At 73.6% G+C, this 25,074-nt stretch carries 22 protein-coding genes, 1 other RNA gene and 1 pseudogene; 13 read left to right on the forward strand and 11 right to left on the reverse strand.

The window, feature by feature from the left end; genetic code table 11:
• Window positions 1–232: 232 nt before the first annotated feature.
• Both ACFV2J_RS19555 and ACFV2J_RS19560 read right to left on the reverse strand, forming a co-directional pair.
• Window positions 233–1,405 (reverse strand): serine hydrolase domain-containing protein, encoded by a 1,173-nt coding sequence (locus ACFV2J_RS19555; RefSeq protein ID WP_385095958.1) that lies wholly within the window; start codon window positions 1,403–1,405, stop codon window positions 233–235.
• Complete coding sequence (locus ACFV2J_RS19560; RefSeq protein ID WP_385095949.1) at window positions 1,360–2,877, reverse strand: multidrug effflux MFS transporter; 1,518 nt, start codon at window positions 2,875–2,877, stop codon at window positions 1,360–1,362. Before ACFV2J_RS19560 ends, ACFV2J_RS19555 begins: the two co-directional genes overlap by 46 nt.
• Before the next feature lie 99 nt (window positions 2,878–2,976).
• On the opposite strand from ACFV2J_RS19560, the gene ACFV2J_RS19565 reads away from it, so the two are divergent.
• Both ACFV2J_RS19565 and ACFV2J_RS19570 read left to right on the forward strand, forming a co-directional pair.
• The gene (locus tag ACFV2J_RS19565) at window positions 2,977–3,984 is read left to right on the forward strand and encodes a Gfo/Idh/MocA family protein (RefSeq protein WP_385439713.1); all 1,008 of its coding nucleotides are present in this window, start codon (window positions 2,977–2,979) and stop codon (window positions 3,982–3,984) included.
• 313 nt (window positions 3,985–4,297) lie between these two features.
• Window positions 4,298–5,056, forward strand: a complete 759-nt coding sequence (locus tag ACFV2J_RS19570; RefSeq protein ID WP_385095955.1) for an SDR family oxidoreductase — start codon at window positions 4,298–4,300, stop codon at window positions 5,054–5,056.
• A gap of 267 nt (window positions 5,057–5,323) precedes the next feature.
• On the opposite strand, the gene ACFV2J_RS19575 is transcribed toward ACFV2J_RS19570, so the two are convergent.
• Window positions 5,324–6,661 (reverse strand): D-alanyl-D-alanine carboxypeptidase family protein, encoded by a 1,338-nt coding sequence (locus tag ACFV2J_RS19575; protein WP_385439716.1) that lies wholly within the window; start codon window positions 6,659–6,661, stop codon window positions 5,324–5,326.
• A 334-nt stretch (window positions 6,662–6,995) separates the two neighbouring features.
• Here ACFV2J_RS19575 and ACFV2J_RS19580 point away from each other — a divergent pair, with 334 nt between their 5' ends.
• Window positions 6,996–8,462 carry an ABC transporter permease gene (locus ACFV2J_RS19580; RefSeq protein WP_385089474.1) on the forward strand — a complete coding sequence of 489 codons (1,467 nt, stop codon included), beginning with the start codon at window positions 6,996–6,998 and terminating at the stop codon, window positions 8,460–8,462.
• Between the two features lie 107 nt (window positions 8,463–8,569).
• Complete coding sequence (locus ACFV2J_RS19585; protein WP_385089476.1) at window positions 8,570–9,286, forward strand: ABC transporter ATP-binding protein; 717 nt, start codon at window positions 8,570–8,572, stop codon at window positions 9,284–9,286.
• 116 nt (window positions 9,287–9,402) lie between these two features.
• Here the strand turns inward: ACFV2J_RS19585 and ACFV2J_RS19590 are convergent, their stop codons facing one another.
• Window positions 9,403–9,726 carry a nuclear transport factor 2 family protein gene (locus tag ACFV2J_RS19590; protein ID WP_385089479.1) on the reverse strand — a complete coding sequence of 108 codons (324 nt, stop codon included), beginning with the start codon at window positions 9,724–9,726 and terminating at the stop codon, window positions 9,403–9,405.
• A 214-nt stretch (window positions 9,727–9,940) separates the two neighbouring features.
• Here ACFV2J_RS19590 and ACFV2J_RS19595 point away from each other — a divergent pair, with 214 nt between their 5' ends.
• The 3 genes from ACFV2J_RS19595 (at window position 9,941) to ACFV2J_RS19605 (ending at window position 11,842) form a co-directional block, all read left to right on the forward strand.
• Window positions 9,941–10,486, forward strand: coding sequence for a DoxX family protein (locus ACFV2J_RS19595; RefSeq protein ID WP_385089482.1), 546 nt, complete (start codon window positions 9,941–9,943; stop codon window positions 10,484–10,486).
• 114 nt (window positions 10,487–10,600) lie between these two features.
• A complete protein-coding gene (locus ACFV2J_RS19600) occupies window positions 10,601–11,041 on the forward strand; it encodes a MazG-like family protein (protein ID WP_385089486.1) in 441 nt (146 codons plus the stop codon).
• Between the two features lie 114 nt (window positions 11,042–11,155).
• Window positions 11,156–11,842: a histidine phosphatase family protein gene (locus ACFV2J_RS19605; protein WP_385089490.1), complete on the forward strand. Its 687-nt coding sequence runs from the start codon at window positions 11,156–11,158 to the stop codon at window positions 11,840–11,842.
• A gap of 59 nt (window positions 11,843–11,901) precedes the next feature.
• Here the strand turns inward: ACFV2J_RS19605 and ACFV2J_RS19610 are convergent, their stop codons facing one another.
• Window positions 11,902–12,924: a LacI family DNA-binding transcriptional regulator gene (locus ACFV2J_RS19610; protein WP_385089493.1), complete on the reverse strand. Its 1,023-nt coding sequence runs from the start codon at window positions 12,922–12,924 to the stop codon at window positions 11,902–11,904.
• Between the two features lie 109 nt (window positions 12,925–13,033).
• Between ACFV2J_RS19610 and ACFV2J_RS19615 the strand changes: the two genes are divergently transcribed.
• From ACFV2J_RS19615 to ACFV2J_RS19625, 3 genes are all read left to right on the forward strand, one after another.
• The gene (locus ACFV2J_RS19615; RefSeq protein ID WP_385089496.1) at window positions 13,034–14,200 is read left to right on the forward strand and encodes a phytanoyl-CoA dioxygenase family protein; all 1,167 of its coding nucleotides are present in this window, start codon (window positions 13,034–13,036) and stop codon (window positions 14,198–14,200) included.
• A 23-nt stretch (window positions 14,201–14,223) separates the two neighbouring features.
• Window positions 14,224–14,988, forward strand: coding sequence for an SDR family oxidoreductase (locus ACFV2J_RS19620; RefSeq protein ID WP_385439724.1), 765 nt, complete (start codon window positions 14,224–14,226; stop codon window positions 14,986–14,988).
• 77 nt (window positions 14,989–15,065) lie between these two features.
• Entirely contained in the window at window positions 15,066–16,070 is a 1,005-nt protein-coding gene (locus ACFV2J_RS19625; RefSeq protein WP_385439726.1) for a Gfo/Idh/MocA family oxidoreductase, read from the forward strand.
• A gap of 179 nt (window positions 16,071–16,249) precedes the next feature.
• Here ACFV2J_RS19625 and rnpB read toward each other — a convergent pair.
• The 4 genes and pseudogenes from rnpB to ACFV2J_RS19645 form a co-directional block, all read right to left on the reverse strand.
• An RNA gene (gene rnpB / locus ACFV2J_RS19630) (RNase P RNA component class A) lies at window positions 16,250–16,652 on the reverse strand.
• 124 nt (window positions 16,653–16,776) lie between these two features.
• Window positions 16,777–17,565 (reverse strand): annotated as a pseudogene (locus ACFV2J_RS19635) (DMT family transporter); the annotation flags it as partial.
• Window positions 17,566–17,664: 99 nt separating this feature from the next.
• Window positions 17,665–18,483, reverse strand: coding sequence for an AraC family transcriptional regulator (locus ACFV2J_RS19640; protein WP_385089503.1), 819 nt, complete (start codon window positions 18,481–18,483; stop codon window positions 17,665–17,667).
• Between the two features lie 386 nt (window positions 18,484–18,869).
• On the reverse strand, window positions 18,870–20,303 hold the full coding sequence (locus ACFV2J_RS19645; protein WP_385094755.1) for an RNB domain-containing ribonuclease: 1,434 nt from the start codon (window positions 20,301–20,303) through the stop codon (window positions 18,870–18,872).
• 94 nt (window positions 20,304–20,397) lie between these two features.
• Between ACFV2J_RS19645 and yaaA the strand changes: the two genes are divergently transcribed.
• Together yaaA and eda are read left to right on the forward strand one after the other, a co-directional pair.
• On the forward strand, window positions 20,398–21,198 hold the full coding sequence (gene yaaA / locus ACFV2J_RS19650; RefSeq protein WP_385094752.1) for a peroxide stress protein YaaA: 801 nt from the start codon (window positions 20,398–20,400) through the stop codon (window positions 21,196–21,198).
• 118 nt (window positions 21,199–21,316) lie between these two features.
• Complete coding sequence (eda, locus tag ACFV2J_RS19655; RefSeq protein ID WP_385094750.1) at window positions 21,317–21,976, forward strand: bifunctional 4-hydroxy-2-oxoglutarate aldolase/2-dehydro-3-deoxy-phosphogluconate aldolase; 660 nt, start codon at window positions 21,317–21,319, stop codon at window positions 21,974–21,976.
• Window positions 21,977–21,991: 15 nt separating this feature from the next.
• Here the strand turns inward: eda and ACFV2J_RS19660 are convergent, their stop codons facing one another.
• Complete coding sequence (locus ACFV2J_RS19660; protein WP_385094747.1) at window positions 21,992–23,014, reverse strand: NAD(P)-dependent alcohol dehydrogenase; 1,023 nt, start codon at window positions 23,012–23,014, stop codon at window positions 21,992–21,994.
• 167 nt (window positions 23,015–23,181) lie between these two features.
• Between ACFV2J_RS19660 and ACFV2J_RS19665 the strand changes: the two genes are divergently transcribed.
• Window positions 23,182–24,039: a helix-turn-helix domain-containing protein gene (locus ACFV2J_RS19665; protein WP_385094744.1), complete on the forward strand. Its 858-nt coding sequence runs from the start codon at window positions 23,182–23,184 to the stop codon at window positions 24,037–24,039.
• Here the strand turns inward: ACFV2J_RS19665 and ACFV2J_RS19670 are convergent.
• Window positions 24,014–25,074: bifunctional RNase H/acid phosphatase (locus tag ACFV2J_RS19670; protein ID WP_385439731.1), on the reverse strand; the 1,061-nt coding region annotated here is incomplete at its 5' end. The genes ACFV2J_RS19665 and ACFV2J_RS19670 overlap by 26 nt on opposite strands.

A 25,074-nucleotide genomic window follows, 5' to 3' on the forward strand; every position in this document is an offset into this window, starting at 1 on the left:
ACACGGCCGGGCGGGCCTGGACAGGCCGGCGGCGGCGGCAGCCGAACGGCCGTGGGCCGCGGCCGCGAAGAACGGCGCCCCCCGGGGCTGGGTATGTCAGCCCGTCCGGCGATTGAGGACGAGCCCTTCGGGCGAAGCGGGGGTCCAGGGGGCGCAGCACCCCTGGCGGGGTCCGGGGCGGAGCCCCGGGGACGGGACGGGTAGGGGCGGCGGGGGCGAGAACCCGCGCGCGTCAAGCGCCCCGTACCGCCCGAGCCATCCGCGTCGCCGCCCCCACCCGGGGCCCGTTCCGCGCCGGCCGCCGCCGAGGATGCACGGTGTTCGCCAACAACACGAGAAACGTGCCCGTCCCCGGATCCAGCACCAGCGACGTCCCCGTGAAACCCGTGTGCCCCGCCGCGCCGGCCTCCGCCAGCTCCCCCATGAACCAGGACTGACCGACGGCGAAGCCGAGGCCGGGCGGGGTGAGCATCAGCTCGACGAAGTCGGGACCGAGGATGCGCGCGGGCCCGTAGGAGCCCCCCGCGAGCAGCGTGCGGCAGAAGACCGCGAGGTCGCGGGCGGTGGAGAAGAGTCCCGCGTGCCCCGCCACCCCGCCGAGCGCCCACGCGTTCTCGTCGTGCACCACCCCCCGCAGCATCCCGCGGTCCGCCTTGGCCCACGGCCGCCGCTGGTCCTCGGTGGCCGCCGCGTCCGGGCACGGCCCGAAGCCGGTGGCCGTCATTCCCAGCGGCCGGGTGATCCCGTCCCTGACGAGGACGTCGAGGCCGCGGCCGGTGATGCGTTCCAGGACGTGCTGGAGGAGGAGCAGGTTCAGGTCGGAGTAGAGGTACTCCCCCGGCTCCGACGAGGGCCCCTCCGCCCGCAGCATCGCCAGCCGCGCCCCGTCGTCCGGGCAGTCGTACAGCGGGAGTTCGGGCCGCAGTCCGGAGGTGTGCGTGAGCAGCTGTCGCACGGTGACGTCGTGCGCGCGGGCCGCGCGGAACTCCGGCAGGTACGCCCCCACCCGCGCGTCGATGCCGAGCGTGCCGCGCTCCAGCTGCTGCACCGCGGCGACCGCCGTGAACAGCTTGGTGAGGGAGGCCAGGTCGAAGGGGGTGCGGACGCTCATCGCAAGCCGCTCCGCGGGCGGCAGTTCGACCCCGGTGTCGGTCTTCTCGTCGTACGACGCGTAACGCACCGCCCACCCCGCCGCCTCCTCGACGGCGATGACCGGGCCGCGCCCGGCGACCACGACGACGCCGGCCGCCCAGGGGTGCGGTCCCCGGGTGAGGGCGCGGACGTCACGTACGAGGTGGCGCAGTTCGGCCGGATCGAGCCCGGCCCGCTCCGGTGTGTCGACGCGCAGTTTCGGTGCGCTCAGCTGTCCGCCGCCTTTCCGTCCGTGGTGCGGGCCGTCCGCCAGGGACGGCACAGTCCCATGAAGCAGGCGACGGCCACCAGTACCGCCGCCAGTTGGACGACGGCCATCGGGACGGCGGTGTCCTCGCCCGCGATGCCGACCAGTGGTGAGGCGACCGCTCCGATGAGGAAGGAGGAGGTGCCCAGCAGCGCGGAGGCGGAGCCCGCGGCGTGCCGTACGCGCATCAGGGCGAGCGCCTGGGTGTTGGGCAGCGCGAGGCCCATCGCGGACATCAGGACGAACAGGGCGGCGGCCACCGGCGCCAGCCCGACCTCGCCGAAGACGCCCGAGGACATCAGGAGCAGCGCGGTCGCGCCGGCGGCGACGAGGGCGAGGCCCACGGCGAGGACCTTGTCGAGGCCGACCCGGCCGACCAGGAGCTTGCCGTTGATCTGGCCGACGGCCACCAGGCCGACCGAGTTCACGCCGAAGAGCAGGCTGAAGGTCTGCGGGGACGCGCCGTAGATCTCCTGGATCACGAACGGCGAGGCCGAGATGTACGCGAAGAGCGCGGCGAAGGCGAAGCCGCCCGCCAGCATGTAGCCGGTGAAGACCCGGTCGGCCAGCAGGGCGCGCATCGAGCGGAGGGCTTCGCCGACCCCGCCGCCGTGCCGGTCGCCGGGCGCGAGGGTCTCGGGGAGCTTCGTCCAGACGAGCGCGGTGAGTCCGATGCCCACGGCGGTGAGGACGACGAAGACACCCCGCCAGTCGGTGGCGCGCAGGATCTGTCCGCCGATGAGGGGCGCGACAACCGGGGCGACGCCGGAGATCAGCATGAGGGTCGAGAAGAAGCGGGCCATCGCCATGCCGTCGTACAGGTCGCGGACGACGGCCCGGGCGATCACGATGCCGGCCGCTCCCGCGAGTCCCTGCACCAGCCGGAAGGCGACGAGGAGTTGGACGTCGGGCGCGACGGCGCACAGTGCGGTGGCGAGGACGTAGACGACCAGTCCGCCGAGCAGGGGTCTGCGCCGCCCCCACTTGTCGCTCATCGGTCCGACGACGAGCTGGCCGAACGCCATCCCCGCGAGGCACGCGGTCAGCGTGAGCTGGACGGTCGCGGCCGGGGCGTGCAGGGAGCGGGTGACCTCCGGGAGTGACGGGAGGTACATGTCCATGGCCAGCGGGGGTGTCGCGGTGAGCCCGCCGAGGATCAGGGTGACGAGCAGTCCGGTACGGCGGAGCGCTCCGGGGTCGCGCGGTCCGGCGTCCCCCGGCCTCTTGTCCCGGGGTTCCGCGTCCCTGGGGCCGGAGTCCCGGGGGCCGGAGTTCTCCGTCGCGGGGGCCGGCCTGGGGGGCACGACGGCGGGCGCCGGTTCGGCGAAGGCCGCCGAGGTGTCGGCGACGGCCGGGGAGGTGTCGGCGACGGCCGGGGAGGTGTCGGTGACGGCCGGCGAGGTGTCGGCGACGCCGGTGCTCGGTATGTGCCCCTGCGGACCTTCCTGGTCCCTCGTGGTGCGCCCGCGCTCGGGCATGTGCCCCTCCCTCTCCGAGTGATCCGCCACCTATGCTCTCAGTTCGAACGGAGTGTTCGGGGTCACAGCGCATCAGGGTGACGGAGCGAAGGGCCGGGAATGACGGGCGAGCACGAGCGGGTGCGGTGGGGGATTCTGGCGACCGGTGGGATCGCCGCGGCGTTCACGGCGGATCTGGTGGACATGCCGGACGCCGAGGTGGTGGCGGTGGCCTCGCGGACCGACGCCTCGGCGAAGGCGTTCGCCGAGCGGTTCGGGATTCCCCGGGCGTACGGGGACTGGGCGTCGCTCGCCGCCGACGAGGACGTCGACATCGTGTACGTGGCCACTCCGCACTCGGCGCACCGGCAGGCGGCCGGGATGTGTCTGGAGGCCGGGCGTCACGTGCTGTGCGAGAAGGCGCTGACGCTGAACGTGCGGGAGGCCGAGGAGCTGGTCTCGCTCGCCCGTCGCCACGACCGCTTCCTGATGGAGGCCATGTGGATGTACTGCAACCCGCTGATCCGCAGGCTCAAGGGGCTCGTGGACGACGGTGTGATCGGTGAGGTCCGCACCGTGCAGGCCGACTTCGGGATCAACGGGCCGTTCCCGCCCTCGCACCGGCTGCGCGACCCCGCGCAGGGCGGCGGGGCGCTGCTCGACCTCGGTGTCTACCCGGTGTCGTTCGCGCATCTGCTGCTCGGGGAGCCCTCGGGCATCACGGCGCGAGCGGTGCTCTCCGACGAGGGCGTCGATCTCCAGACGGGAGCGGTGCTCACCTGGGAGAGCGGTGCTCTCGCTTCGGTGCACTGCTCCATCAACGGCAGCACGCCCGTCACGGCCTCCGTCACCGGCTCCCAGGGCCGCATCGACATCCCCGGCGGTTTCTTCTTCCCGGAACGGCTCGTACTGCACCGCGACGGGCGCGACGCGGAGGAGTTCGCGGCCGACCCGGCGCACGGCCCGCGCAACAGCCTCAAGCACGAGGCCGCCGAGGTGATGCGCGCGCTGCGGGCCGGCGAGAAGGAGTCACCGCTCGTCCCCCTCGACGGCAGCCTCGCCGTGATGCGGACGCTCGACGCGGTGCGCGAGCAGATCGGCGTCCGCTACCCCGGCGAGACCGCCTGACCGGCCCGACGCCCGACCGGCCCGACGCCTGTCGCCGGACGGCTGCCGCCGGTCGGCTGTCGGCTGTCGGCTGTCGGCTGCCGCCGGACGGCTGCCGCCGGTCGGCTGTCGGCTGTCGGCTGTCGGCTGCTGCAGGACAGCCGACGCCGGACAGCTGACGCAAGACAGCTGACGCCGGACAACTGACTCAGGACAGCTGGCGCAGGATGGCTGGCGGCTGACGCCGGACGGCCGGCGGTTCCGGAAACGGGACGCGGGGCGCATGCCGCGAGGCGTCCCGCGTCCGCGGCATGCGTCGATACGCTGCGGCCCCATGAATGCCAAGCAGACGAAGATCGCGGTGGTGACCGGCGCGGGCTCCGGCATCGGCCGCGCGGTGGCCGTCGAACTGCTGCGCGCCGGCTGGTCGGTGGCGCTCGCCGGACGCCGGACCGAGCCCCTGGCGGAGACGGCGGCCCTCGTCCCCGGGGCCCCCTCGGCGGCCGTACGGACCGACGTCGCCCGCCCCGAGGAGGTGGCCGCCCTCTTCGCCTCCGTGCGCGAGCGTTTCGGACGGCTCGACCTGCTCTTCAACAACGCCGGGACGTTCGGCCCCGGCGGCGTCCCGGTCGAGGAGCTGCCGTACGAGGCGTGGCGGCATGTCGTGGACACCAACCTCAACGGCGCGTTCCTGTGCGCGCAGGCCGCGTTCAGGCAGATGAAGGAGCAGGACCCGCAGGGCGGCCGGATCATCAACAACGGCTCGATCTCGGCGCACGCGCCGCGTCCGCGGTCGATCGCGTACACGGCGACCAAGCACGCGATGACGGGCCTGACCAAGTCGCTGTCCCTGGACGGGCGTCCGTACCGGATCGCCTGCGGTCAGATCGACATCGGCAACGCGGCGACCGACATGACCTCCGGCATGCGCACGGGAACGCCGCAGGCGAACGGGGAACTGGCGGTGGAGCCGGTGATGGACGCGGCGGACGTGGCCCGCACCGTGCGGCACATGGCGGAACTGCCGCTGGAGGCGAACGTGCAGTTCACGACGGTGATGGCCACCGCGATGCCCTATGTGGGGCGGGGCTAGGGCACTTCCACGCCCTTCGTCAACGTCTCAACTTGCACAAACGGAAGCTGAACCTCCGCACTATAAGACCCGGTAGCGGGCTTATGCTCGTGTCGCCTCCACGAGAGCTTCACACTCGGAGTGGAGGACTTCGGTACGACCACGGTCCACACCGAGGGGGGAGGCGGCAGCCGTTCCGCGGCCCGGCTGGGGGGGCGACCTCGCGCGGGACCGCGAGGTGGGCCATGGGACGGCTGCCTCCGCACATGTGACGAGCGCCCCGCGCCGTCACCGCCGGTGACGGGCCCCGGGATCTCCCGGGTCCGCGACCCCCGCGTCCGGACCACCAGCCGCCGGACCTCCCGCCTCCGGACCTCCCCGATCCGAAGCCCCGAGGCCGGAGTCGCCCGGGTCCGAGGCCGGGGCCTCGCCCGCCGCCACCGCGCGCCGCCGCCTGCGCCATGCGACCGCCCCGCCCGCGAGCAGCGCGACCGCTCCCCCGGCCCCGCCGACCAGCCCCCACGACGAACTGCTCGTCTCCGCGCGGGCGGGCGCGCCCGCGGCGGCCTTCGGCGCCTTCCCGGCGGGTGGCGCCGCGGCGCCGCCCTCGCTGAGAGGCGCGACCAGCGTGCCCACGGGACGCGCGTTCGCGCCCTGCCGGAACCCCCAGTCGAGCAGCGCCGCCGTCTCCTCGTAGACGCCGCTGCCACCGCTCTTCGGGTGCATCACCGTGACCAGGAGCGTCCGGCCGCCGCGGGTCGCGGCGCCGGTGAAGGTGTTGCCGGCATTGCTGGTGTAGCCGTTCTTGACGCCGATCAGACCGTCGTACGTCGGTACGCCCCACGCGCCGGTCAGCAGACGGTCGGTGTTCTGGATCTGGAAGGTCTTCTTGCCGCCCGCCGGGAAGTCCGCGGTCCTCGTCGAGCAGTAGGCGCGGAAGTCGGCGTCGGCGAGGCCGTGCCGGGCGAAGAGCGTCAGGTCGTACGCGGAGGACACCTGGCCCTTGTGGTCGAACCCGTCGGGGCTGACCACGTGCGTGTCCAGGGCCTGCAGGTCCTCGGCCTTCGCCTGCATCTGCGCGACCGTGCTGTCCACGCCGCCGTTCATGTGGCTGAGCACGTGCACCGCGTCGTTCCCGGAGCGCAGGAAGACACCGAGCCACAACTGCTCGACGGTGTAGGTGATCCCGGGCTTGACACCGACGAGGCTGGAGCCGGCGGGTATCCCGGCGAGGTCGGCGTCGGTCACCCGGTGCGTCTCGGTGCGCTCGAACTTCTTCAGCACGGTGTCGGCGAAGAGCATCTTCAGCGTGGAGGCGGGCGCCAGCAGCCGGTGCGCGTTGTAGGAGGCGAGCACCTCACCGCTGACGTGGTCGGCGACCAGCCAGGAACGGGCGGTGAGCCGCTTGGGCAGCCCCGAGGCCCCGCGCACCTGGACACCGCCGAGGCCCAGCAGGTCACCGCCGATCGTGGTGGTCCGCGCGGCGGTGCGGGCGGTGGTCGGCGTGGCGGAAGGGGCGGCGGCGGCCGGGGACGCGGCGGCCAGCGGGACGGCCGCTGCCAGGCCGAGCGCGGCACGGCGGGACAGCACGGCGGCACGCGGGGGGAGCGGAGAGGAATCGCGCATCTCGGGACCGTACAAAGCCGGTCCGCGGCGCCGTACGGCGGGGTCGCACAAGCAACGCACAGCGCGCTCCGAGGAACGGCGAAGCGGCGGGCCGTGGACCGTGCCGGGCCGCCGTGTGCCACCGGCACCCCACCCGACAGGTGTTTCCTGGCAACGCCCCCTGTAGAGCTCAGGAATCAGCTGTCTTACGCGATATCGGTTCCGGGCCCGGCTTTATTGATTCCGGGCCCGGCATTCTCAGCTCCCGCACACCTCCCGCTCAGCCCCGCACAAAGGTTTCTCCATAGCTTGTGGCCGCGCCCACAGCGGGCGCCGAGAACCTTTGGGGAACGGGATGTTTGGCATCTATCTCAAGCGTGAGCTGAGCCGGCGCAAGAAGGCGGCCCTGGTGATCGCCATGGGTCTGGCGCTCGGAATCGCGCTGGTCATCACCGTCGACTCGGTGTCGGCCGGCATGCAGCAGGCCCAGGACAAGGTCCTGAAGTCGCTGTACGGGCTCGGCACCGACATGACCGTCACGAAGGCCCGTCCGGCGGCCACGAGCGGCTCCTCCGGCCGGCCGAAGTTCGACTTCGACGCGAAGTCCGACAGCGGCACGACCCAGAGCTCGGACCGGGTGATGACGCAGGGCGGGCAGTCCCTGAAGTCCTCGCTCGTCACCCGGGTCGCCGCGCAGAAGGGCGTGTCGAGCGCGGTGGGCGCGCTCGGTCTGAACGTCACCAAGGTCGACGGCTCGTTCACCCGGGGCACGGCGAAGTCGTCCACCTCCTCGGGGTCCGCGGGCTCGCAGCAGGGCGGTCCCGGCGGCGGCCAGGGCGGCGGCTCGGGTCAGCCGCAGGTGCAGGGCGGCGGCGCGTCCTTCGACGTGAACTCGTACTCCGTCGCGGGCATCGACGTCACCCACCAGGGCCTCGGCCCGCTCTCCACCTCGAAGATCACCACGGGCCGGACCTTCACCGCGTCCCAGACCGACGCGAAGGTCGCGGTGCTCAGCGCCTCGTACGCCAAGGAGAACAAGAAGAAGGTCGGGGGGACCCTCACGATCTCCGGCACCAAGTACGCGGTCATCGGGATCGCGACGCCGGACACCGGCGAGTCCACGACCGACGTCTATCTGCCGCTGAAGCAGGCGCAGACGCTGGGCGACGCGAAGGACGAGGTCACCACGATCTACGTCAAGGCGACCGACTCGCAGCAGATCGACACCGTCAAGGCGACCGTCCGGAAGAACATCCCGGGGACGACGGTCACCACCTCGGCGGACCTCGCGTCCACCGTCTCCGGCTCCCTGTCGACCGCCTCCAACCTGGCGAGCAGCGTCGGCAAGTGGCTGTCCGTCGCGGTCCTGGTCGCCGCGTTCCTGGTGGCGGCGCTGCTGACCTCCTCGGCCGTGTCCCGCCGGGTGCGTGAGTTCGGCACCCTCAAGGCGCTCGGCTGGCCGTCGCGCCGGGTCACCCGCCAGGTCGTCGGCGAGTCCGTCGTGAACGGTCTGCTCGGCGGCACGCTCGGGATCGCCCTCGGCCTCGGCGCGGCGTACGCGGTGACGGCGATCAGCCCGAAGCTGACCGCGGAACTCGGCTCCACCGGCGGTGGCGGCATGGGCGGTGGCCCCGGTGGCGGCGGGCCCGGCCGGCAGACGGTCAAGAACACCGTGGAGATCGCGCTCTCCGCGCCGGTCTCGGTGACCACCGTCGCGCTCGCGGCGGGCCTGGCCGTCGCGGGCGGTCTCGTGGCCGGCGCGATGGGCGGCTGGCGCGCCTCCCGGATGCGCCCCGCGGACGCGCTGCGCAGCGTCGCGTAACCCCCTTCCCCCCGGCGCCGGACGCACCCCGGTCCGGGGCGCCGCACCCGCATACCCACGCCGCCCCGGATCGCGGCGCCCCGACCCCCTCATCTTCGGAGAACCTCATGTACAAGCTCACCGGCGTCACCAAGCGCTACACGCGGGGCAAGGAGACGGTGGAGGCGCTGCGCGGCGTCGACCTCACCATCGAGGACGGCGACCAGCTCGTCATCCAGGGCCCCACCGGCGGCGGCAAGTCCACCCTGCTCCAGATGATCGGCGGCCTGGACCGCCCGTCCGCCGGCAGTGTCGAACTGGACGGCGTCGACCTCGCCTCCGTCGGCGAGGCCAGGCTCACCCGGCTGCGCGCCGAGAAGGTCGGCATCATCTTCCAGTCGTTCAACCTCATCCCGACGCTGACCGCGCGGGAGAACGTCGAGACCGCGCTCGTACCGCTCGGGGTGAGGCCCGCGGAGCGGCGCGAACGGGCCGCCGAGGCGCTGGCCTCGGTCGGTCTGGGCGAGCGGGCGGCGCACGCGCCGTCCGAACTGTCCGGCGGTCAGCAGCAGCGTGTCGCCATCGCGCGCGCCCTGGTCAAGAAGCCGAAGGTGCTCCTCGCGGACGAGCCGACCGGCAACCTGGACGAGGGCACCCGTGACGACATCATGGGGCTGCTGGAGGGGTTGTGGCACGAGTACGGGCTGACCTTCGTCCTGGTCACCCACGACTCGTCGATCGCCCGCCGGGCGCCGCGTCTGGCCACCATCAGGGCGGGGCGGATCACGTTGACCGAGCAGGGCGGCGACATGCGGCGCGCCGGGACGCGTCACTCCGTCGGCTGAGGGGTGGAGGCGGACGGCGGTGGCGGGACGGTTCTAGTTTCCCGGTTCCCCGTTCCCGGTTCCCCGTTCCCGGTTCCCCGTTCCCGGTTCTCCGTTCTCCGTTCTCCGTACGGGCGTTACGCCTGGCCCGTCTCGAAGCGGGTGACCCTGCCGCCGTCGACGGTGAAGTTCCACCGCGTCTTCATCTCGCCCCAGGTGTCGTTGCTGTAGCGGACGACGAGGGCGTGGCCGCCCCGGGACTCGCTGTCGACGTCCATGTGGCCGTGGGAGGAGAAGATCTCCTGCTCGGTCCAGTCGGCGAGGTCCCGGTCGGAGCCGTCGTCGGACATGGTCGCGCCGGGCGCGAGGGCGGCCTCGAACGCCGCTCGGTCATGGGCGTTCACAGCGGTGACGAAGGCCCGCACGGCCGGATCGCTGAGTCTGGCTACCTGAATCGTCATGGCAGTCAGCGTCACACCGCTCCCGCCGTCCCGCCACCCGTCCCGGCACCCTTCCGGCCCCGCGGCCGACCCCCGCCGGCCACCCGGCCGGCACCCGAACAGCCGCGCGCGCCGGGTGCGGGACGGCGGCACGGGCGACGGTGGGGGCAGGCCGGCGGAGGAAGGCCGGCGGAGAAAGCATGCCGTCATCTCACGAGCCCGGTTGGGAGCCACCGTGACCTGTTTCGACCGTAGGGACCTCGGACTGCTGCTGCTCCGTCTGGGCACGGGCGGCGTGCTGGCCGCGCACGGGACGCAGAAGCTGTTCGGGTGGTTCGGCGGGGGCGGCCTCTCCGGGACGGGCATCGCCATGGCGGCGATGGGATACGTGCCGGGGAAGCGGAGCGCGCTCGCGGCGGGCCTCGCCGAGGCGGGCGGTGGCACCCTGCTGGCGCTGGGCCTCGCGACACCCGCGGCCGGCGCCTCCGCGGCCGGTGCGATGGCGGGCGCGACCGCGGTGCACCTGCCGCACGGGTTCTTCGCCAGTGAAGGCGGCTTCGAGCACGCGGCGTCGCTGGGTCTGACGGCCGCGGGGCTCGCCGTGACGGGCCCCGGCCGGATCTCGCTGGACCATCTGCTCGGCCACACCGTGAACCGGGGCTGGATGGTCCCCGCCGCGCTGGGAGTGACGGCCGCGGCCACGCTGGCCGTGGTCGGCGCGCGCACCAAGCGGGTGCGGCGCGCCGCCGAGGGCGAACAGACGGCGCTGTTCGACGAGTAGGAGCGGGGTCACTGGTGGGCGGGTCCACCGGCGGGCGGGGCCTCTGGGTGAGGCCTGTGGTGGGCGCGTCCGCGAGCAGGCGTCGGGCGGCTCGCCCTGGGGGAGGCTGGTCCCATGGCTGACGAAGACCTCTGGGACTCGATCGACCGCCTGCACGACTGGCTCGGCACCGACCGCTCACGAGAGGGCCGGACGCCTGACGGGCGGACACAGGACGGACGGGCGCCTGATCGCCGGACGCCTGACGGGCAGGCGCACGACGGGCAGGCGCACGGCGACCGGCCGCACGACGGTCGTGAGGAGCTGCTCCTGCGCATCCTGAAGCTGTCGGAGGAGGTCGGCGAGGTCGCCCAGGCGGTGATCGGCGCGACCGGCCAGAACCCGCGCAAGGGCACCACGCACACCTGGGACGACGTACGGTCCGAGCTCTGCGACGTCGTGATCACGGGCCTGGTCGCTCTGCGCACCCTGGCGCCGGACGCGCGCGAGGTGTTCACGTCCCACCTGGCCGGCGTCACCGACCGGTCTCTCGGCACGGGCCGGGGCTCGGAGTGAACTGTCGCCGCCGTCAAAGGAGTTCCGGGGCGATGTGGTTCGCGTCGGAGGCCGGGAGGTACCGCGCGGGAGGGGGATCCGTACCGTCGTACCACCGTCTGAGAGGGTGACCGCATGCGCCTGATACTCGTCCGCCACGGACAGACACCGTCCAATGTGGAGTTCCTGCTGGACACCGCCGCGCCGGGACCGGGGCTGACCGCCCTCGGGGAGGAACAGGCCGCCGCGCTGCCCCAGGCGCTGGCGGACGAGAAGATCGACGCGCTGTACGCCTCCACGCTGACCCGCGCCCGGCTGACCGCCGCCCCGCTGGCGGCCGCGCGCGGGCTGGAGGTGCGCGTCCGGGAGGGCATCCGGGAACTGTCCGCCGGGGACCTGGAGATGCTGCGCGGGGACACCGAGGAGGCACGGGGCTACCTCACGACGGCGTTCGCCTGGGCGGCCGGGGAGACCGCGCTGCGGATGCCGGGCGGGGAGAGCGGCGCGGAGGCGCTGAGCCGGTTCGACACGGTCGTCGCGGAGGCCGCGGCCAGCGGGGCCGGAGCCGTCGCGATGGTCAGCCACGGCGCCGCGATCCGGGTGTGGACGGCGGCCCGCGCGCGCAACGTCGAGGTGTCCTTCGCCACCGGCCACCGGCTGGACAACACCGACGTGGTGATCCTGGAGGGTTCCCCGGCGGACGGCTGGACCGCCGTCTCCTGGGCGGGCACGCCACTGGACGGAGCGGCTTCCGGCCGGGAGAGCGGGCCCACGGGACAGCCGCTGGGTCCCGCCGGTGAGGCGCCGGTACCGAACGAGTAGGCCGCCGGCGCGCACCGGCCGCCGCCGGGCGGGGACGTCATCGGGTCCCCGCGGACACCTCACCCCGGCGGCATGTTGTACGGCGTGACCACCTGGATCGCCGACGGGAGGGACGGGCCCTCGTCCGGGAGGGCCTGGTGGGCCCGCATGATGGTCTGGCAGGCGCGGCGCATGTCCTGGCGCAGGTCGTGGTGGAGCACCGCGGACAGCCGCCGCTCCCCCAGGAGCCGGGTGTTGTCGTGGTCGAGGTCGTGGGCGACGAAGGCCAGCAGGTCCCGGCCGAGCGCGTCGAAGGCCTCGATGGTCGCGGTGTTCCCGCCGCCGATGGAGTACACGGCGTTGATCTCCGGGTCCCGCTCCAGGGCCGCGCGGACGAGCTCCCGCTGGGTGGAGTCGAGCCCGTCGCTGTCGGTGACCTCGACCAGCCGGCGCTCCGGCCGCGCGGCGCGCATCTCGCTGCGGAAGCCCATCTCGCGCTCCTCCTCGTTGCGGAAGGAACCCCGGCTGATGGTGACGAGCACATGGCCGGGACCGTCGCCGAGCCACTGGCGGATCAGATAGGCGGCGGTCGCTCCGGCGGCCCGGTTGTCGATGCCGACGTACGCCCTGCGCGAGCTGCTGGGCAGGTCCGTCACGAGCGTGACCACGGGGATGCCGGCCGCCACCAGCCGTCCGACCGCGGTGGTGACCTCGGGCACGTCGGGCGCCTTGAGGATCACCCCCTGCGAGCCGCGCGCGGCGATCCTGTCCAGGTCCTTCACCAGCTCCGCCGCGGGGTCCGTCTCCCGGAAGTGGAAGCGTGAGCGCACGATCGCCGGGTGCAGGGACGGCAGTTCGGCCTCCAGGGCGTCGCGCACCGCGGAGGAGAACCGCTCCGGGGTCTGCATCACGATGTCGATCATGAAGGTGCGCCCGCCGATGCGGACCTGGGCACGCTGGCGGTCCAGGTCCTCGATGGCCTGCCGTACCTCCCGGGCCGTGCTCTCGCGGACGCCGCCCCGGTGGTTGAGGACCCGGTCGACCGTCGCCTCGCTCAGCCCGGCCTGACGGGCGATCTCACGGATCGTATAGGGGTGTCCCATGGCTCTTCCCGGAAGTCGTTGATGGATTTTTGATGGGTTTCTGCTCATTGAATGATGGGCGCGGGTTCATAAGACTGGCGGAAACGGCCGCGCGGCGAAAGGACCCTGCATGGCTTCCCAGGACGCGGGACCACGGGTGTGGCTGAGCGGGGACACGGACTGCGACCTCGACGCCTTCCGCGCACTGGTCGCCGAGCGCACCGATCCGCGCGACTACCCGTACGCCGCCGACGTCGCCCGGAACGTCCCGCTCTACGACAGCGACCGCGTCCGGGCGGCCGACCCGAGGGCGGTGCGGACCGAATGGGTGCGCGCGCTGCTGGACGGCCCCGGCATCGTGGTGCTCCGGGGCGCGTTCGCGGACCTCGACCTGGTGGACCGGGCCTCGGACGTCTTCCGCGCGCTGATCGAGCGGGAGCGGGCGAGCGGCACGGCCCGCGGTGACCACTTCGCGAAGCCCGGCGCCAACGACCGGGTGTGGAGCGCCCTGGACAAGACGGCCCTGCACGCCCCCGACGTCTTCGCCGACTACTACGCCAACGACATGCTGGCCCTGGTCTGCGAGGCCTGGCTCGGCCCCGGCTACCAGGTCACCTCCCAGATCAACGTGGTCAACCCGGGCGGCGCGGCGCAGAGCGTGCACCGGGACTACCACCTCGGTTTCCTCTCCGACGAGCGCGCGGCCCGCTACCCGGCGCACGTCCACCGCCTCTCCCCCGCGCTCACCCTCCAGGGCGCGGTGGCGCACTGCGACATGCCCGTGGAGTCCGGCCCGACGCTCTACCTGCCGCACTCGCAGAAGTACGAGCCCGGCTACCTGGCCTGGCGGCGCCCGGAGTTCACCGCGTACTTCGAGGAGCACCACGTACAGCTCCCGCTGGCCAAGGGGGACGCGGTCTTCTTCAACCCGGCGCTCTTCCACGCGGCGGGCCACAACCGCACGACGGACGTCCGACGGATGGCGAACCTGCTGCAGATCTCCTCCGCCTTCGGCCGCGCGATGGAGACGGTGGACCGGGAGGCGATGGTGAACGCGCTGTTCCCGGTGCTGCTGCGCCGCCGGAGCGCGGGCGCGGGCGAGGCGTGGCTGCGCCGGGTGGTGGCGGCCTGCGCGGAGGGCTACCCGTTCCCCACGGACCTCGATCTGGACCCGCCCCTGGAGGGGCTCGCCCCGCCGTCCCAGGCCGACACGGTGTGGCGGGCCCTCACGGAGGAGTGGAGCCCCCGGCGGCTGCGCCAGGAACTGCGGGCCGGCGCCGAGCGCCGCCGCACTTGAGTACTCACGTCAGGGGAGAACCGATGGGACCACTTCTCGAGGACAGGGTCGTCCTCGTCAACGGCGGCAGCCAGGGCGTCGGCGCGGGCGTCGTACGGGCGGCCGTCCGCGAGGGCGCGACGGTCGCGTTCACCGGGCGCCGCGCCGAACTCGGTGAACGGTTCGCCGCGGAGACCGGCGCCACCTTCGTACGGGCCGATCTCGCCGATCCCGCGCAGGCGCGCGCCGGTGTCGAGCGGGTCGTGGCCGCGCACGGACGGCTCGACTGTCTCGTCAACGCGGCGGGACTGACCTCGCGCGGCACCCTCCTGGACACCACGCCCGAGCTCTTCGACGCGCACATCGCGGTGAACCTGCGGGCGCCGTTCTTCGCGATGCAGGCGGCGGTCCGGCACCTGGTGGACCGCGGGGCACCGGGCACCGTCGTCAACATCATCACCTCCTCCGCGCACGGCGGACAGCCCTTCCTCGCCCCGTACGTGGCCGCCAAGTCCGGGCTCATGGGTCTGACCCGCAACGCCGCGCACGCCCACCGCTGGGACCGGATCCGGATCAACGGCCTGAACATCGGCTGGACGGACACCGAGGGCGAGGAGGAGATCCAGCGCGCCTTCCACGGCGCGGGCGACGACTGGCGGGAGGAGGCGGCGAGCCGGCTCCCGATGGGCAGGCTCGGCCAGGTCGACGAGATCGCCGACTTCGTCGTCCTCCTGCTCTCCGACCGCAGCGGTGTGGTCACGGGCTCGGTCGTCGACTGGGACCAGACCGTCCTCGGCGGACTCGACTGAACTCGGCCCCACGTCGGCCCGCGGGGCGGCGCACAGGGCTGACGGCTACGACTTTCAGGCTTTAGGAGCAACTTCTCATGCGTATAGGGATTCTGGGACTGGGCCGGATCGGCGCCTTCCACACCGCGACGCTCGCGGGACTCGACGCGGTGGACTCGCTGGTGGTCACCGACCCCGTGGCCGCGGCGGCCGACGCGGCGGTCGAGCGCTTCGGGGCGACGGCGGTGGACTCCCCCGAGGCGGTACTCGCCGCCGGGGTCGACGGCATCGTGGTGGCGGCCGCCACCGACGCGCACCCCGCGCTCATCCTGGCCGCGGTCGAGGCGGGCATCCCCGTCTTCTGCGAGAAGCCGGTGGCACGGACGGTCGAGGAGAGCGTCGCCGTGCTGCGCGCCGTCCAGGACAGCGGCGTCGAGGTGCACATCGGCTACAACCGGCGCTTCGACGCGGGCTGCGTGGCCGCGCGCAAGGCCGTGGTGAGCGGCGAACTCGGCAAGCTGCACACCGTACGGTCCACGACCCTGGACCCGGCGCCGCCGCCGGCCGCGTACGTGGCGGTCTCCGGCGGCATCTTCCGCGACTGCGCCGTGCACGACTTCGACATCGTGCGCTGGGTCACCGGCCGCGAGGTGGTCGAGGTGTACGCGGCCGGCGGCAACCGCGGGGCCGAGTACATCGCCGAGGCGGGCGACGTCGACACCGCGTCCGCGATCCTCACCCTCGACGACGGCACCCTCGCGCTGGTCTCCAACTCCCGCCACAACGCCCGCGGTTACGACGTCCGCCTGGAACTGCACGGCATGCGCGACAGCATCGCCGTGGGCCTGGACGACAAACTCCCCCTGCGCTCGGTGGAACCCGGGGCGACCTTCCCCGCGGGCACCCCGCACGACTTCTTCATGGACCGCTTCGCCCCCGCCTACCGCGCCGAACTGACCGCCTTCACCGAGGTCGTCGCGGGCCGCGCCACCTCTCCCTGCACGGTCGCCGACGCGATCGAGGCGAGCTGGATCGCGGAAGCGTGCGCGTTGTCGCTGGCGGAGCACCGGGCGGTGCGGGTGGAGGAGGTACGACGGGGCTGAGCCGGTCCGGCGGGGTGCGGCCGGCCCGGCGTGACGCGCCGCGTGCGCGGCCGGCTGAGAACGGTCTCACGTGACGGCGAGGGACTTCTCGCCACCTGGCGCGGCAAGCCCCTTGAATGATCGGAAAGGGCCTCCGACGCGGTTCGGAGGCCCTTTCCGGGCAAAGCCACGCGTGGCGGCAGACGAGTCGGGCTGTACGCCGGGTTCTGTTCCCCGGGTCCTCGCGGACGTCGGGGAGACGGCCATCCATCTAGGGCCGGTGTTGCCACCGGCCTCGTGCGGTCTACCCGCGGACTCGGGCGAGCAGCCCTCGAACGTCCGCGCAGAGCGCGTTTCACGGCGCTCCTTTTGACCTTGCTCCGGGTGGGGTTTACCTAGCCGCCTGAGTCACCTCAGGCGCTGGTGGTCTCTTACACCACCGTTTCACCCTTACCCGGCGCCGAAGCGCCGGGCGGTCTGTTTTCTGTGGCACTGTCCCGCGGGTCACCCCGGGTGGCCGTTAGCCACCACCCTGCCCTGTGGAGCCCGGACGTTCCTCGGGAAGGTCCGCAAGGACCTCCACGCGACCGTCCGCCCGGCTCGTCTGCCGTGTGGACCATGGTACCGGGCGGACGGCCCGCCTCGGTCCGGCCGTCGCCGTCGCCGTCGCCAGGACCGAGCCGGCCAGGATGAGGGCGAAGGCCGCGAGGGTGCCGGGGGTCAGGCGTTCGTCCAGGAAGAGGGCGCCGGCGGCGACGGCGATCGCCGGGTTGACGTACGTGATCACCGTCGCCCGCGTCGGGCCCGCCTCCTTGATGAGTTCGAGGAAGGCCACGAAGGCGACCGCGGTGCAGATGACGCCGAGGCCCGCCAGCGCGGTCAGGACCTGGGCCGAGGGGACCGAGGAGGGCCAGGTGGCGGCCGCGGCGGGGGCGTAGACCAGGGCCGCCAGGGTCAGGCACGGGGCCGTGAGGTGGAGTGAGGGGACGTCCTTGAGGTGGCGGGCGGCTATCACCGGCGCCGTGGCATAGCCGACGACCGTCAGCAGCACCTCGGCGAGCGAGCGGGCGTCGCCGCCGGTCAGATGCGGGATCGTGAGGACCGCGACGCCGGACAGACCGAGGGTCAGGCCCGACATGCGGCGGGCGCCCAGGCGTTCGGTGTCGCCGAAGAGCCGGGCGGCGGCCACGCCGACGATCGGGACGCCCGCGATCAGCAGGCCCGCCGTGGAGCTGGACAGATGACGCTCGGCGTCGGTCAGGGTCCACCAGGGGACGATGATCTCGATGCACGCGAAGGCCAGCATGGGGCGCCAGTGGCTCCGTACGCTCCGGGTGAGGCCGGTGAAACCCCCTTGGCGGAGGGCGAAGGGCAGCAGCAGCGCGGCGCCCACCGCACAGCGCGTGAACACCACCACGGACGGGGACACCCCGTCCACCGCCACTTTGATCATCAGGTAGGGGATGCCCCAGACCACTCCCATCAGGGAGAACAGGAACCAGCCGCGTGCAGTCATGCGGGCAGTGTGGGCCGGGTGAGGGGCCCTCGTCTTGAACGTCGTTGCACTGCGCCGGCTCGGACGTCGTCGTACGGCGCCGGCGCGAGCGGCGGCGCGCTACGACCGCACGCTCGCCCGGTACGCCGCCGGGGTCACCCCCAGCACCCTGCGGAACCAGCGCGTCAGGTGCGCCTGGTCCGCGAAGCCCACGAGGGAGGCGACCTCGGCCGGGCGCAGACCGCGTTCCAGCAGGCCGCGGGCCCTGTTCACCCGGTGCTGCGCCAGCCAGGCGTACGGGGGCATGCCCATCGTCGTACGGAAGGCACGCAGCAGCTGGTAGCGGGACAGGCCGAGGTCGGCGGCGAGGTCCGCGAGGGAGGGCGGGGTGAGGAGTTCGTCGGCGAGGCGGTCGCGGACCGTGAGGGCGACGGTGCCCGCGCCGGGGATGGTCTCGCGGTCGGGGCGGGCCGTGGAGTGGCGGCAGGCCAGGGCCGTGAGCAGCCAGGGGATGCGGGACTCCGCCTCCAGCGGGTCGGGGCAGGCGCTCAGGTCGGTGTGCGCGGCGCGCAGGGCGGCGGCCAGTTCGGGGTCGTCGATGAGGGGGTCACGGAAGTGCGGGGCGGTGCGGGTGCCCTCGGCGAGGAGGGCGGCGTGCGGGTACAGGGCGCGGTAGGCGTAGCCGTCGGGGATCGCGGGGCCGCCGGTGTGGGCCTCGCCGGGGGCGAGGACGACGATCGAGCCCGGGCCGGTGTGGATACGGCCGCCTCGGTAGTCGATGAACTCGGCGCCGCCCACGCAGACGCCGACCGTGTACTCCTCGTGGGCGTGCGGGGCGTAGCGGTGGTTCTCGAAGCGGGCGGTGAGCAGGTCGAGGGGGTGGCCGTCCCGGCCGAGGGTGGCTCGGGTCCAGCGGGTCTCTTCACGTCCTGCGCGCATGTTCGTTCTCCCCCGGTGTCGTCAGGCGGTGCAACGCCGGCGGGGGCTGTTCCATGCCCTGGCCTCCGGCTTGTCCCCGCTTTTCTTCGCCCCCGCCGCCCCTGCCCGTCCCATCCCTGGGGCTGCGCCCCGGACCCCGCCTGGGGCTGCGCCCCCGGACCCCTGCGGGGCTCCGCCCCTGCACCCCGCCAAGGGGCTGCGCCCCCTGGACCCCCGCTCGCCCGAAGGGCTCGTCCTCAAGCGCCGGACGGGCTGGAGGATGCGGGCCCCGGACAAGAGACCGGCGGCTGGATACGTCTGAAGGCCGACGCCCGCGACCGGTGCTGCGCGGCTCGCGTCGGCGTGGACCGAACCGCGACTCGGGCCCCCGCGGACCGATCCGTCCCTCACGCCGGCGCGAACAGTACCTTCGTCGTGCCCGGGTCCGCCGCCGTGAGGCGTACGCGCAGGTGTTCGCCGAGGGGGAGTTTCGAGCGGCCGCCCGCGATACGGGCGACGACCGCCGGGGACTCCAGCTGCACCGTGCCCACGGTGGGGTCATGGTCCTGTACGTCGACCACGCAGGCCTCGAAGAGGTCGCCGACCCGGTCCTTGAGCAGTGCGGCCTCGACGATGTCGACGCACTCGCGCTCCACGGTGCCCGCGCGCCGGCTGCCCTCGGCCATCTCCTTGGGAAGGGCGTCGAGGGCGGTGAGGACCCAGTCCGGGGGCTCTCGGTCCTCGGCGGCCGCGAGGCAGATCTCCGCGGCGTAGCGGTCGCCGAGGCGGCGCAGGGGGGCCGTGCAGTGGGCGTAGGGCGCGGCGACGGCCGCGTGGCAGGTGACCTCGGGCAGCAGGCCGTCGCGGAAGACCGTGTAGCCCGCGCCGCGCAGCAGCGTCGTGCACTCCTGGAGGAACGCCGCGTGGTGCGGCCGGTGCGGGTCGAGGGAGCGGATGAGCTGGGCGTACGAGACGTGGTGCGGCCAGTCGATGCGCAGGGCCTTGGCGGTGCGGCGCAGCCGGCCGACGGCTCCGTCGGGGGCGGCCGGGAGCGTGCGCAGGACGCCTGCGCCGTGGGCGAGCATCAGGTCGGCCGCGGCCATCCCGGTGAGCAGGGAGATCTGGGCGTTCCAGCCCTCGGTGGGGAGGGGGGCGCGGTAGGCGAGTGCGCAGGTCCCGTCCCTCTCGACGATCTCCTGTTCGGGGACGTCGAGCGAGATCCCGCCGCGTTCCGCCTCCAGGCGCTCGCGCAGCGCGCCGATGTCCTTGAGGAGGGCGAGGGGTTCCTCGGCCGTCCCCGCGTCGATGCGGCGCTGGACGTGCGCGTAGTCGAGCTTGGCCCGGCTCCGTACGAGGGAGCGGCGTACGTCGGTCGACTCGGTGCGGCCGTCCGCGTCGAGGTCCAGCGTCCACAGCACGGCCGGGCGGGTCCGGTCGGGAAGGAGGCTGGCGGCGCCCTCGGAGAGCCGGGGCGGGTGGAGGGGGACGCTCCCGTCGGGGAAGTAGAGCGTGGTGACGCGGCGGTGTGCCTCGGCGTCGAGCGGGCCGCCGGGTGTCACGAAGGCGGCGACGTCGGCGATCGCGTACCGCACGCGGTAGCCGCCCCCCTCGCGCCGTGCGAGGTGCATCGCCTGGTCGAGGTCCATGGACGCCGGCGGGTCGATCGTGAAGAAGGGGATGTCCGTCGCGTCGTGGGAGGGCGCCCGGGGTGGCCGGCCCGCCTCCTCCAGGACGTCGGGCGGGAAGCTCTCGGGCACGCCGAGCTCGGTGCGCAGGGCGCGCAGGGCGGCCCCCAGGGGAGCCTCCGGTGCGCAGACGGCGCGCATGTGGCGGCGGGGCATGGGTCGAGCGTAGGTCGCCCGCGGGCGTCGGGCACCCCGGGCCGCACCCCTTAGGCTGGCGCCGGGCCACCCCCACCGTGAGGAGAACACCACTGTGCTCGTGCTACTGCCGCCCTCCGAGGGGAAGGCCCCCTCGGGCCGGGGAACCGCTCTGAAGCTGGAGTCGCTGACCCTGCCCGGCCTCACCGAGGCACGTCGGGCGGTCCTCGACGAGCTGGCCGAGCTGTGCGCCGGTGACGAGGAGAAGGCCCGCGAGGTGCTGGGGCTGAGCGAGGGGCTGCGCGGCGAGATCGCCAAGAACACGGAGCTGCGCACCACCGGCGCGCGGCCGGCCGGGGAGATCTACACGGGGGTCCTGTACGACTCGCTGGACCTCGCCTCGCTGGACACGGCCGCCAAGCGGCGCGCGAGCCGTTCGCTGCTGGTGTTCTCTGGGTTGTGGGGCGCGGTCCGGGTGACGGACCGGATCCCGTCGTACCGCTGCTCGATGGGCGTGAAGCTGCCCGGGCTCGGGGCGCTCGGCGCGCACTGGCGGGCCCCGATGGCCGCGGCGCTGCCGGAGGCGGCCGGGGACGGGCTGGTGCTCGATCTGCGGTCCTCGGCGTACACGGCCGCGTGGAAGCCGAAGGGCGAGGTCGCCGGGCGGACGGCGACGGTACGGGTGCTGCACTCGCAGTGGGTGGACGGGGTCGAGAAGCGGTCGGTCGTCAGCCACTTCAACAAGGCGACGAAGGGCCGGATCGTCCGCAGCCTGCTGAGCGCGGGCGCGGCGCCCAGGAACCCGGCCCAGCTGCTGGAGGCACTGCGGGATCTCGGGTACGTGGTGGAGGCGAAGGCACCGGCCGGCGCGGGCCGGCCGTGGGCGCTCGACGTGGTGGTGACCGAGATCCACTAGCGGCCGTCCGGGGGCGTCGCAGGGGACAGCCCTCAGTCGCAGGGGACGGTCCTCATGGGCATTGCAGCATGCGCAACGACCTTTGCGCATGCTGCGAGCCCGGGGCAGGATGACGGGCATGACGTCGTCACCGCCCTCGCCTTCGCCCGCGTCCGCCTCCGCCTCCGTGCTGGATCTCGCGCCCGTCATGCCCGTCGTGGTGGTCACGGACGCCGCCGACGCGGTGCCGCTGGCGCGGGCGCTGGTCGCGGGCGGACTCCCCGCGATCGAGGTGACGCTGCGGACCCCGGCCGCGCTGGACGCCATCCGGGCGATCGCCGCCGAGGTGCCGGACGCGGTGGTCGGCGCCGGCACCGTCATCACGCCGGCCCAGGTGAAGGACACGGTGGCCGCCGGAGCGCGCTTCCTGGTCAGTCCGGGCTGGACGGACGGACTGCTCGACGCCATGAAGGCGTCCGGGGTGCCGTTCCTGCCGGGGGTGTCCACGGCCTCGGAGGTCGTGGCGCTGCTGGAGAGGGGGGTGCGGGAGATGAAGTTCTTCCCCGCGCAGGCGGCGGGCGGGACGGCGTATCTCAGGTCACTGGCCGGACCGCTCCCCCAGGCCCGGTTCTGCCCCACCGGCGGCATCGCCGCGGACTGCGCCGCGGAGTACCTCGCACTGCCCAACGTCGGCTGCGTGGGCGGCACCTGGATGCTTCCCGGCGACGCGATCGCGGCGAAGGACTGGGGCCGGATCGAGTCGCTGGCCAGGGACGCGGCGACGCTGTACGCCCGTTGAGGCCCGCCGCGGCGATCAGCTCACCCGGATGACGACCTTGCCGAAGGCCGCGCCGCTCTCGTAGTGACGGAACGCCTCGCGCACCTCGTCGGTGCCGAAGCCGAAGACCCGGTCGACGACGGGACGCGTCCCGTGCAGCGCGAGCGCCCTGTTCATGGACTCGAAGTGGGCCCGGCTGCCGACGAACACCCGGCGGATGGTCGCCAGGCTCGAACCGTACGCCGCGTGGGAGATCTCGATGCCGGACCGGCGCGGGTTCCCGGTGATCAGGAGCACGATCTGGCCGTACAGCGCGGCGGCGCGCATCGACTGCTCGACGGTGTCGGGGCCGTTGGTCTCGACGACGAGGTCGGCACCGCGCCCGCCCGTCAACTCCCGCACCACGGAACCCCACGCGGGGTGTCGTACGTAGTCGACGACATGGTCCGCGCCGAGCGCCCTGAGCCGGTCGGCCCTGGCGGCGCTCGACGTCGTCGCGACGACCCGGGCGCCCAGCGTCTTGGCGAACTGCACGGCGAAGAGGGACACCGCGCCGGTGCCGAGCGTGAGCACGGTCTGTCCCGGGGCGAGTGGCTCGCCGCCGGTGAGGGAGTGCCACGCGGTGACGCCGGCGCAGGGCAGACAGGCGGCCTCCTCCCAGGTCAGATGGTCCGGGACGGGTACCGCCGCCGCCTGGTCCAGCCGGGCGTACTCGGTGAGCATGCCGTCGAGGGTGGCACCCGGCTGGTCGAGGAGGTCCAGGGTGATCCGTCCGTCGAGCCACTTCGGGAAGTACGTCCCCGCCACCCGGTCGCCGACCGCGAACCGGGTCACCTCCCCGCCCACCGCGACGACCTCTCCGGCGCCGTCGCTCACCGGGATCACGTCCGGCCGGGCCTTGAGCGGATAGGTCCCCTTCATGATCAGCAGATCGCGCTTGTTGAGGGAGACGGCCCGCACGCGGACCAGGATCTCCCCGGGGCCGGGCACGGGTCGGGCCGTCTCGCGCGGGACGACGCCGTCGATGGTGCCGAGCGTCTCGAGGTGGTACGTACGCATGTCTCCCCCTGCGTCGGGTGTTCCGTGTGCGCCTGCGTGGATGCGTCCATGCTGTTCGGAGGGGGGCCGTGCCTCAATTCCCGGCGGGGTATGACGGATCGTCCCGGGGACGCGGCCGGACCACTGCCGACCCGATGACGTCCCGCTGCCGACCCGCTGCCGTCCCGATGACGTACAACTGGTCCATGGTCACCGGCATCGTGAGCGAACCTCCCCCTTTCGCGCGGGAGTTGCTGCGCTGGCGCACCGCCCGCCGGGTCAGTCAGCTGGAGCTCGCCTCACGGGCCGGGACGACACAGCGGTACGTCAGCTTCATCGAGCGCGGGCGTTCGGTGCCCGGCAGGGAGATCGTGATCAGGCTCGCCGAGTCACTGGGCCTGACCCTGAGGGAACGCAACTCGCTGCTGCTGGCGGCCGGTTACGCGCCGGCGTTCGCGGAGTCACCGCTCGACGCGGTCGCGCTGCGGCCCGTGCGGGAGGCGCTGCACAGCATCCTGGAAGGACATCTGCCGTATCCGGCGGTGGTGGCGGGTCCGCGGGGTGAACTCGTCGCGGCGAACGCGGCGTTCGAGGTGCTCACGGAGGGAGCCGCCGCGGAACTGCTCGCCCCGCCGGTGAACGTGCTGCGGCTCGCGCTGCACCCGCGGGGCATGGGGTCGCGGGTGGTGAACCTGGACGCGTGGGGGCAGCACATCGTGGAGAACCTGCGGGCCCGGGCCGCGCGCAGCCCCGACCCGCGGCTCGACGCGCTGGTCGAGGAGCTGGCCCGGTACGTACCGGCGGGCGAGCCCGGCGCGGAGTACCTCGGCTTCGCCGTCCCGCTGCGACTGCGTTGCGCGGAGGGCAAGTTGAGGCTGCTCACCACACTGACGTCGTTCGCGACCGCCGTCGACGTCACGCTCGCCGAACTCCACCTGGAGGCGTTCCTGCCGGCGGACCCCCGGACCGCGGAGATCCTCCGGGAGCGGGACGCCCGGCGGGGTGGGAGCGGCGAACCGGTCAGCGGAGGTGAGAGGTGTCGTTGAAGAGGCGCAGGCTGGCGTTGCCGTCCGCGTAGTACGCCACCGCGGACAGGGAGGCCGCGGACAGTTCCATCCGGAACAGCGACTCCGACGGGGCGCCGATCGCGAGCCGTACGAACGTCTTGATCGGGGTGACGTGGGTGACGAGCAGGACCGTGCGGCCCGCGTAGGCGGCGATCAGCCTGTCGCGGGTGGCGGCGACGCGGCGGCCCGTCGCCTCGAAGCTCTCGCCGCCGCCGGTGGGTTCGGCCTCCGGCGAGGCGAGCCAGGCGTTCAGGTCGTCGGGGTGACGTTCCCGGACCTCGGCGAAGGTCAGACCCTCCCAGGCGCCGAAGTCCGTCTCGCGCAGGCCGTCGTCGACGGTCACGTCGAGCCCGAGACGCTCGGCGACGGCTTCGGCGGTCTGCCGGGTCCGGGTGAGCGGGGAGGCCACGATCGCCTGGATCGTGCCGCGGGCGGCCAGCGCCGCGGCGACCCGCTCGGCCTGCTCCCGGCCGACGTCCGACAGCGAGGGGTCGGTGCCGCCGCTGCCGGAGAACCGCTTCTGCGGGGTCAGGGGGGTCTCGCCGTGCCGCAGCAGGACGAAGGTCGCGGGCGCGCCCATGTCGGGGGCGGCGCCCCATCCGACGGCCGGGGCGGCGGTGGCCACGTTCCGCGCGGCCCGTACGTCGTGCTGCGCGGTCGGTGCATCGTCCTGCCCGGCCCGTACGTCGTGCTGCGCGGGCGCTACGTCCTGCCGCGCGGCCCGTACGGCGCCCTGCTCGCCCCGTACGTCCCGCTGCGCGGTCGGTGCATCGTCCTGCCCGGCCCGTGCGGCGTGCCGCGTGGCCCGTACGTTCTGTGCGGCCCGTTCGTCGTTCTCGGACTTCGTGGCTTCGCCGGCGCCCGGTGACGGGGGTGCGACGGGAGTCGTCGGGCTGCCGGACGGTGGGGGCTGGTCGCGCGGTTCCCCGCGCCCCTGAGGGGGGGGGCCCCGGGCCGCGGGGGGGCGGGCGCCGCCCCCGCCCCCGCGCCCCGGGGGGCGCGCGCGCGCGGCCC

It is taken from the genome of Streptomyces sp. NPDC059668 (genome assembly GCF_042734135.1).
In the GTDB taxonomy this organism is placed as follows: Bacteria; Actinomycetota; Actinomycetes; order Streptomycetales; family Streptomycetaceae; genus Streptomyces.

Excerpts from the sequence above, each read along its gene's own strand:
- ACFV2J_RS19600 (WP_385089486.1), top strand. The coding sequence starts at position 10,601 with ATGGCTGACGAAGACCTCTGGGACTCGATCGACCGCCTGCACGACTGG.
- ACFV2J_RS19585 (WP_385089476.1), top strand. The coding sequence starts at position 8,570 with ATGTACAAGCTCACCGGCGTCACCAAGCGCTACACGCGGGGCAAGGAG.
- ACFV2J_RS19665 (WP_385094744.1), top strand. The coding sequence starts at position 23,182 with ATGACGTACAACTGGTCCATGGTCACCGGCATCGTGAGCGAACCTCCC.
- ACFV2J_RS19620 (WP_385439724.1), top strand. The coding sequence starts at position 14,224 with ATGGGACCACTTCTCGAGGACAGGGTCGTCCTCGTCAACGGCGGCAGC.
- ACFV2J_RS19605 (WP_385089490.1), top strand. The coding sequence starts at position 11,156 with ATGCGCCTGATACTCGTCCGCCACGGACAGACACCGTCCAATGTGGAG.
- ACFV2J_RS19610 (WP_385089493.1), bottom strand. The coding sequence starts at position 12,924 with ATGGGACACCCCTATACGATCCGTGAGATCGCCCGTCAGGCCGGGCTG.
- ACFV2J_RS19625 (WP_385439726.1), top strand. The coding sequence starts at position 15,066 with ATGCGTATAGGGATTCTGGGACTGGGCCGGATCGGCGCCTTCCACACC.
- ACFV2J_RS19640 (WP_385089503.1), bottom strand. The coding sequence starts at position 18,483 with ATGCGCGCAGGACGTGAAGAGACCCGCTGGACCCGAGCCACCCTCGGC.
- ACFV2J_RS19660 (WP_385094747.1), bottom strand. The coding sequence starts at position 23,014 with ATGCGTACGTACCACCTCGAGACGCTCGGCACCATCGACGGCGTCGTC.
- ACFV2J_RS19615 (WP_385089496.1), top strand. The coding sequence starts at position 13,034 with ATGGCTTCCCAGGACGCGGGACCACGGGTGTGGCTGAGCGGGGACACG.
- ACFV2J_RS19580 (WP_385089474.1), top strand. The coding sequence starts at position 6,996 with ATGTTTGGCATCTATCTCAAGCGTGAGCTGAGCCGGCGCAAGAAGGCG.
- ACFV2J_RS19570 (WP_385095955.1), top strand. The coding sequence starts at position 4,298 with ATGAATGCCAAGCAGACGAAGATCGCGGTGGTGACCGGCGCGGGCTCC.
- eda (WP_385094750.1), top strand. The coding sequence starts at position 21,317 with ATGACGTCGTCACCGCCCTCGCCTTCGCCCGCGTCCGCCTCCGCCTCC.
- ACFV2J_RS19645 (WP_385094755.1), bottom strand. The coding sequence starts at position 20,303 with ATGCCCCGCCGCCACATGCGCGCCGTCTGCGCACCGGAGGCTCCCCTG.
- ACFV2J_RS19560 (WP_385095949.1), bottom strand. The coding sequence starts at position 2,877 with ATGCCCGAGCGCGGGCGCACCACGAGGGACCAGGAAGGTCCGCAGGGG.
- ACFV2J_RS19565 (WP_385439713.1), top strand. The coding sequence starts at position 2,977 with ATGACGGGCGAGCACGAGCGGGTGCGGTGGGGGATTCTGGCGACCGGT.
- ACFV2J_RS19575 (WP_385439716.1), bottom strand. The coding sequence starts at position 6,661 with ATGCGCGATTCCTCTCCGCTCCCCCCGCGTGCCGCCGTGCTGTCCCGC.
- ACFV2J_RS19590 (WP_385089479.1), bottom strand. The coding sequence starts at position 9,726 with ATGACGATTCAGGTAGCCAGACTCAGCGATCCGGCCGTGCGGGCCTTC.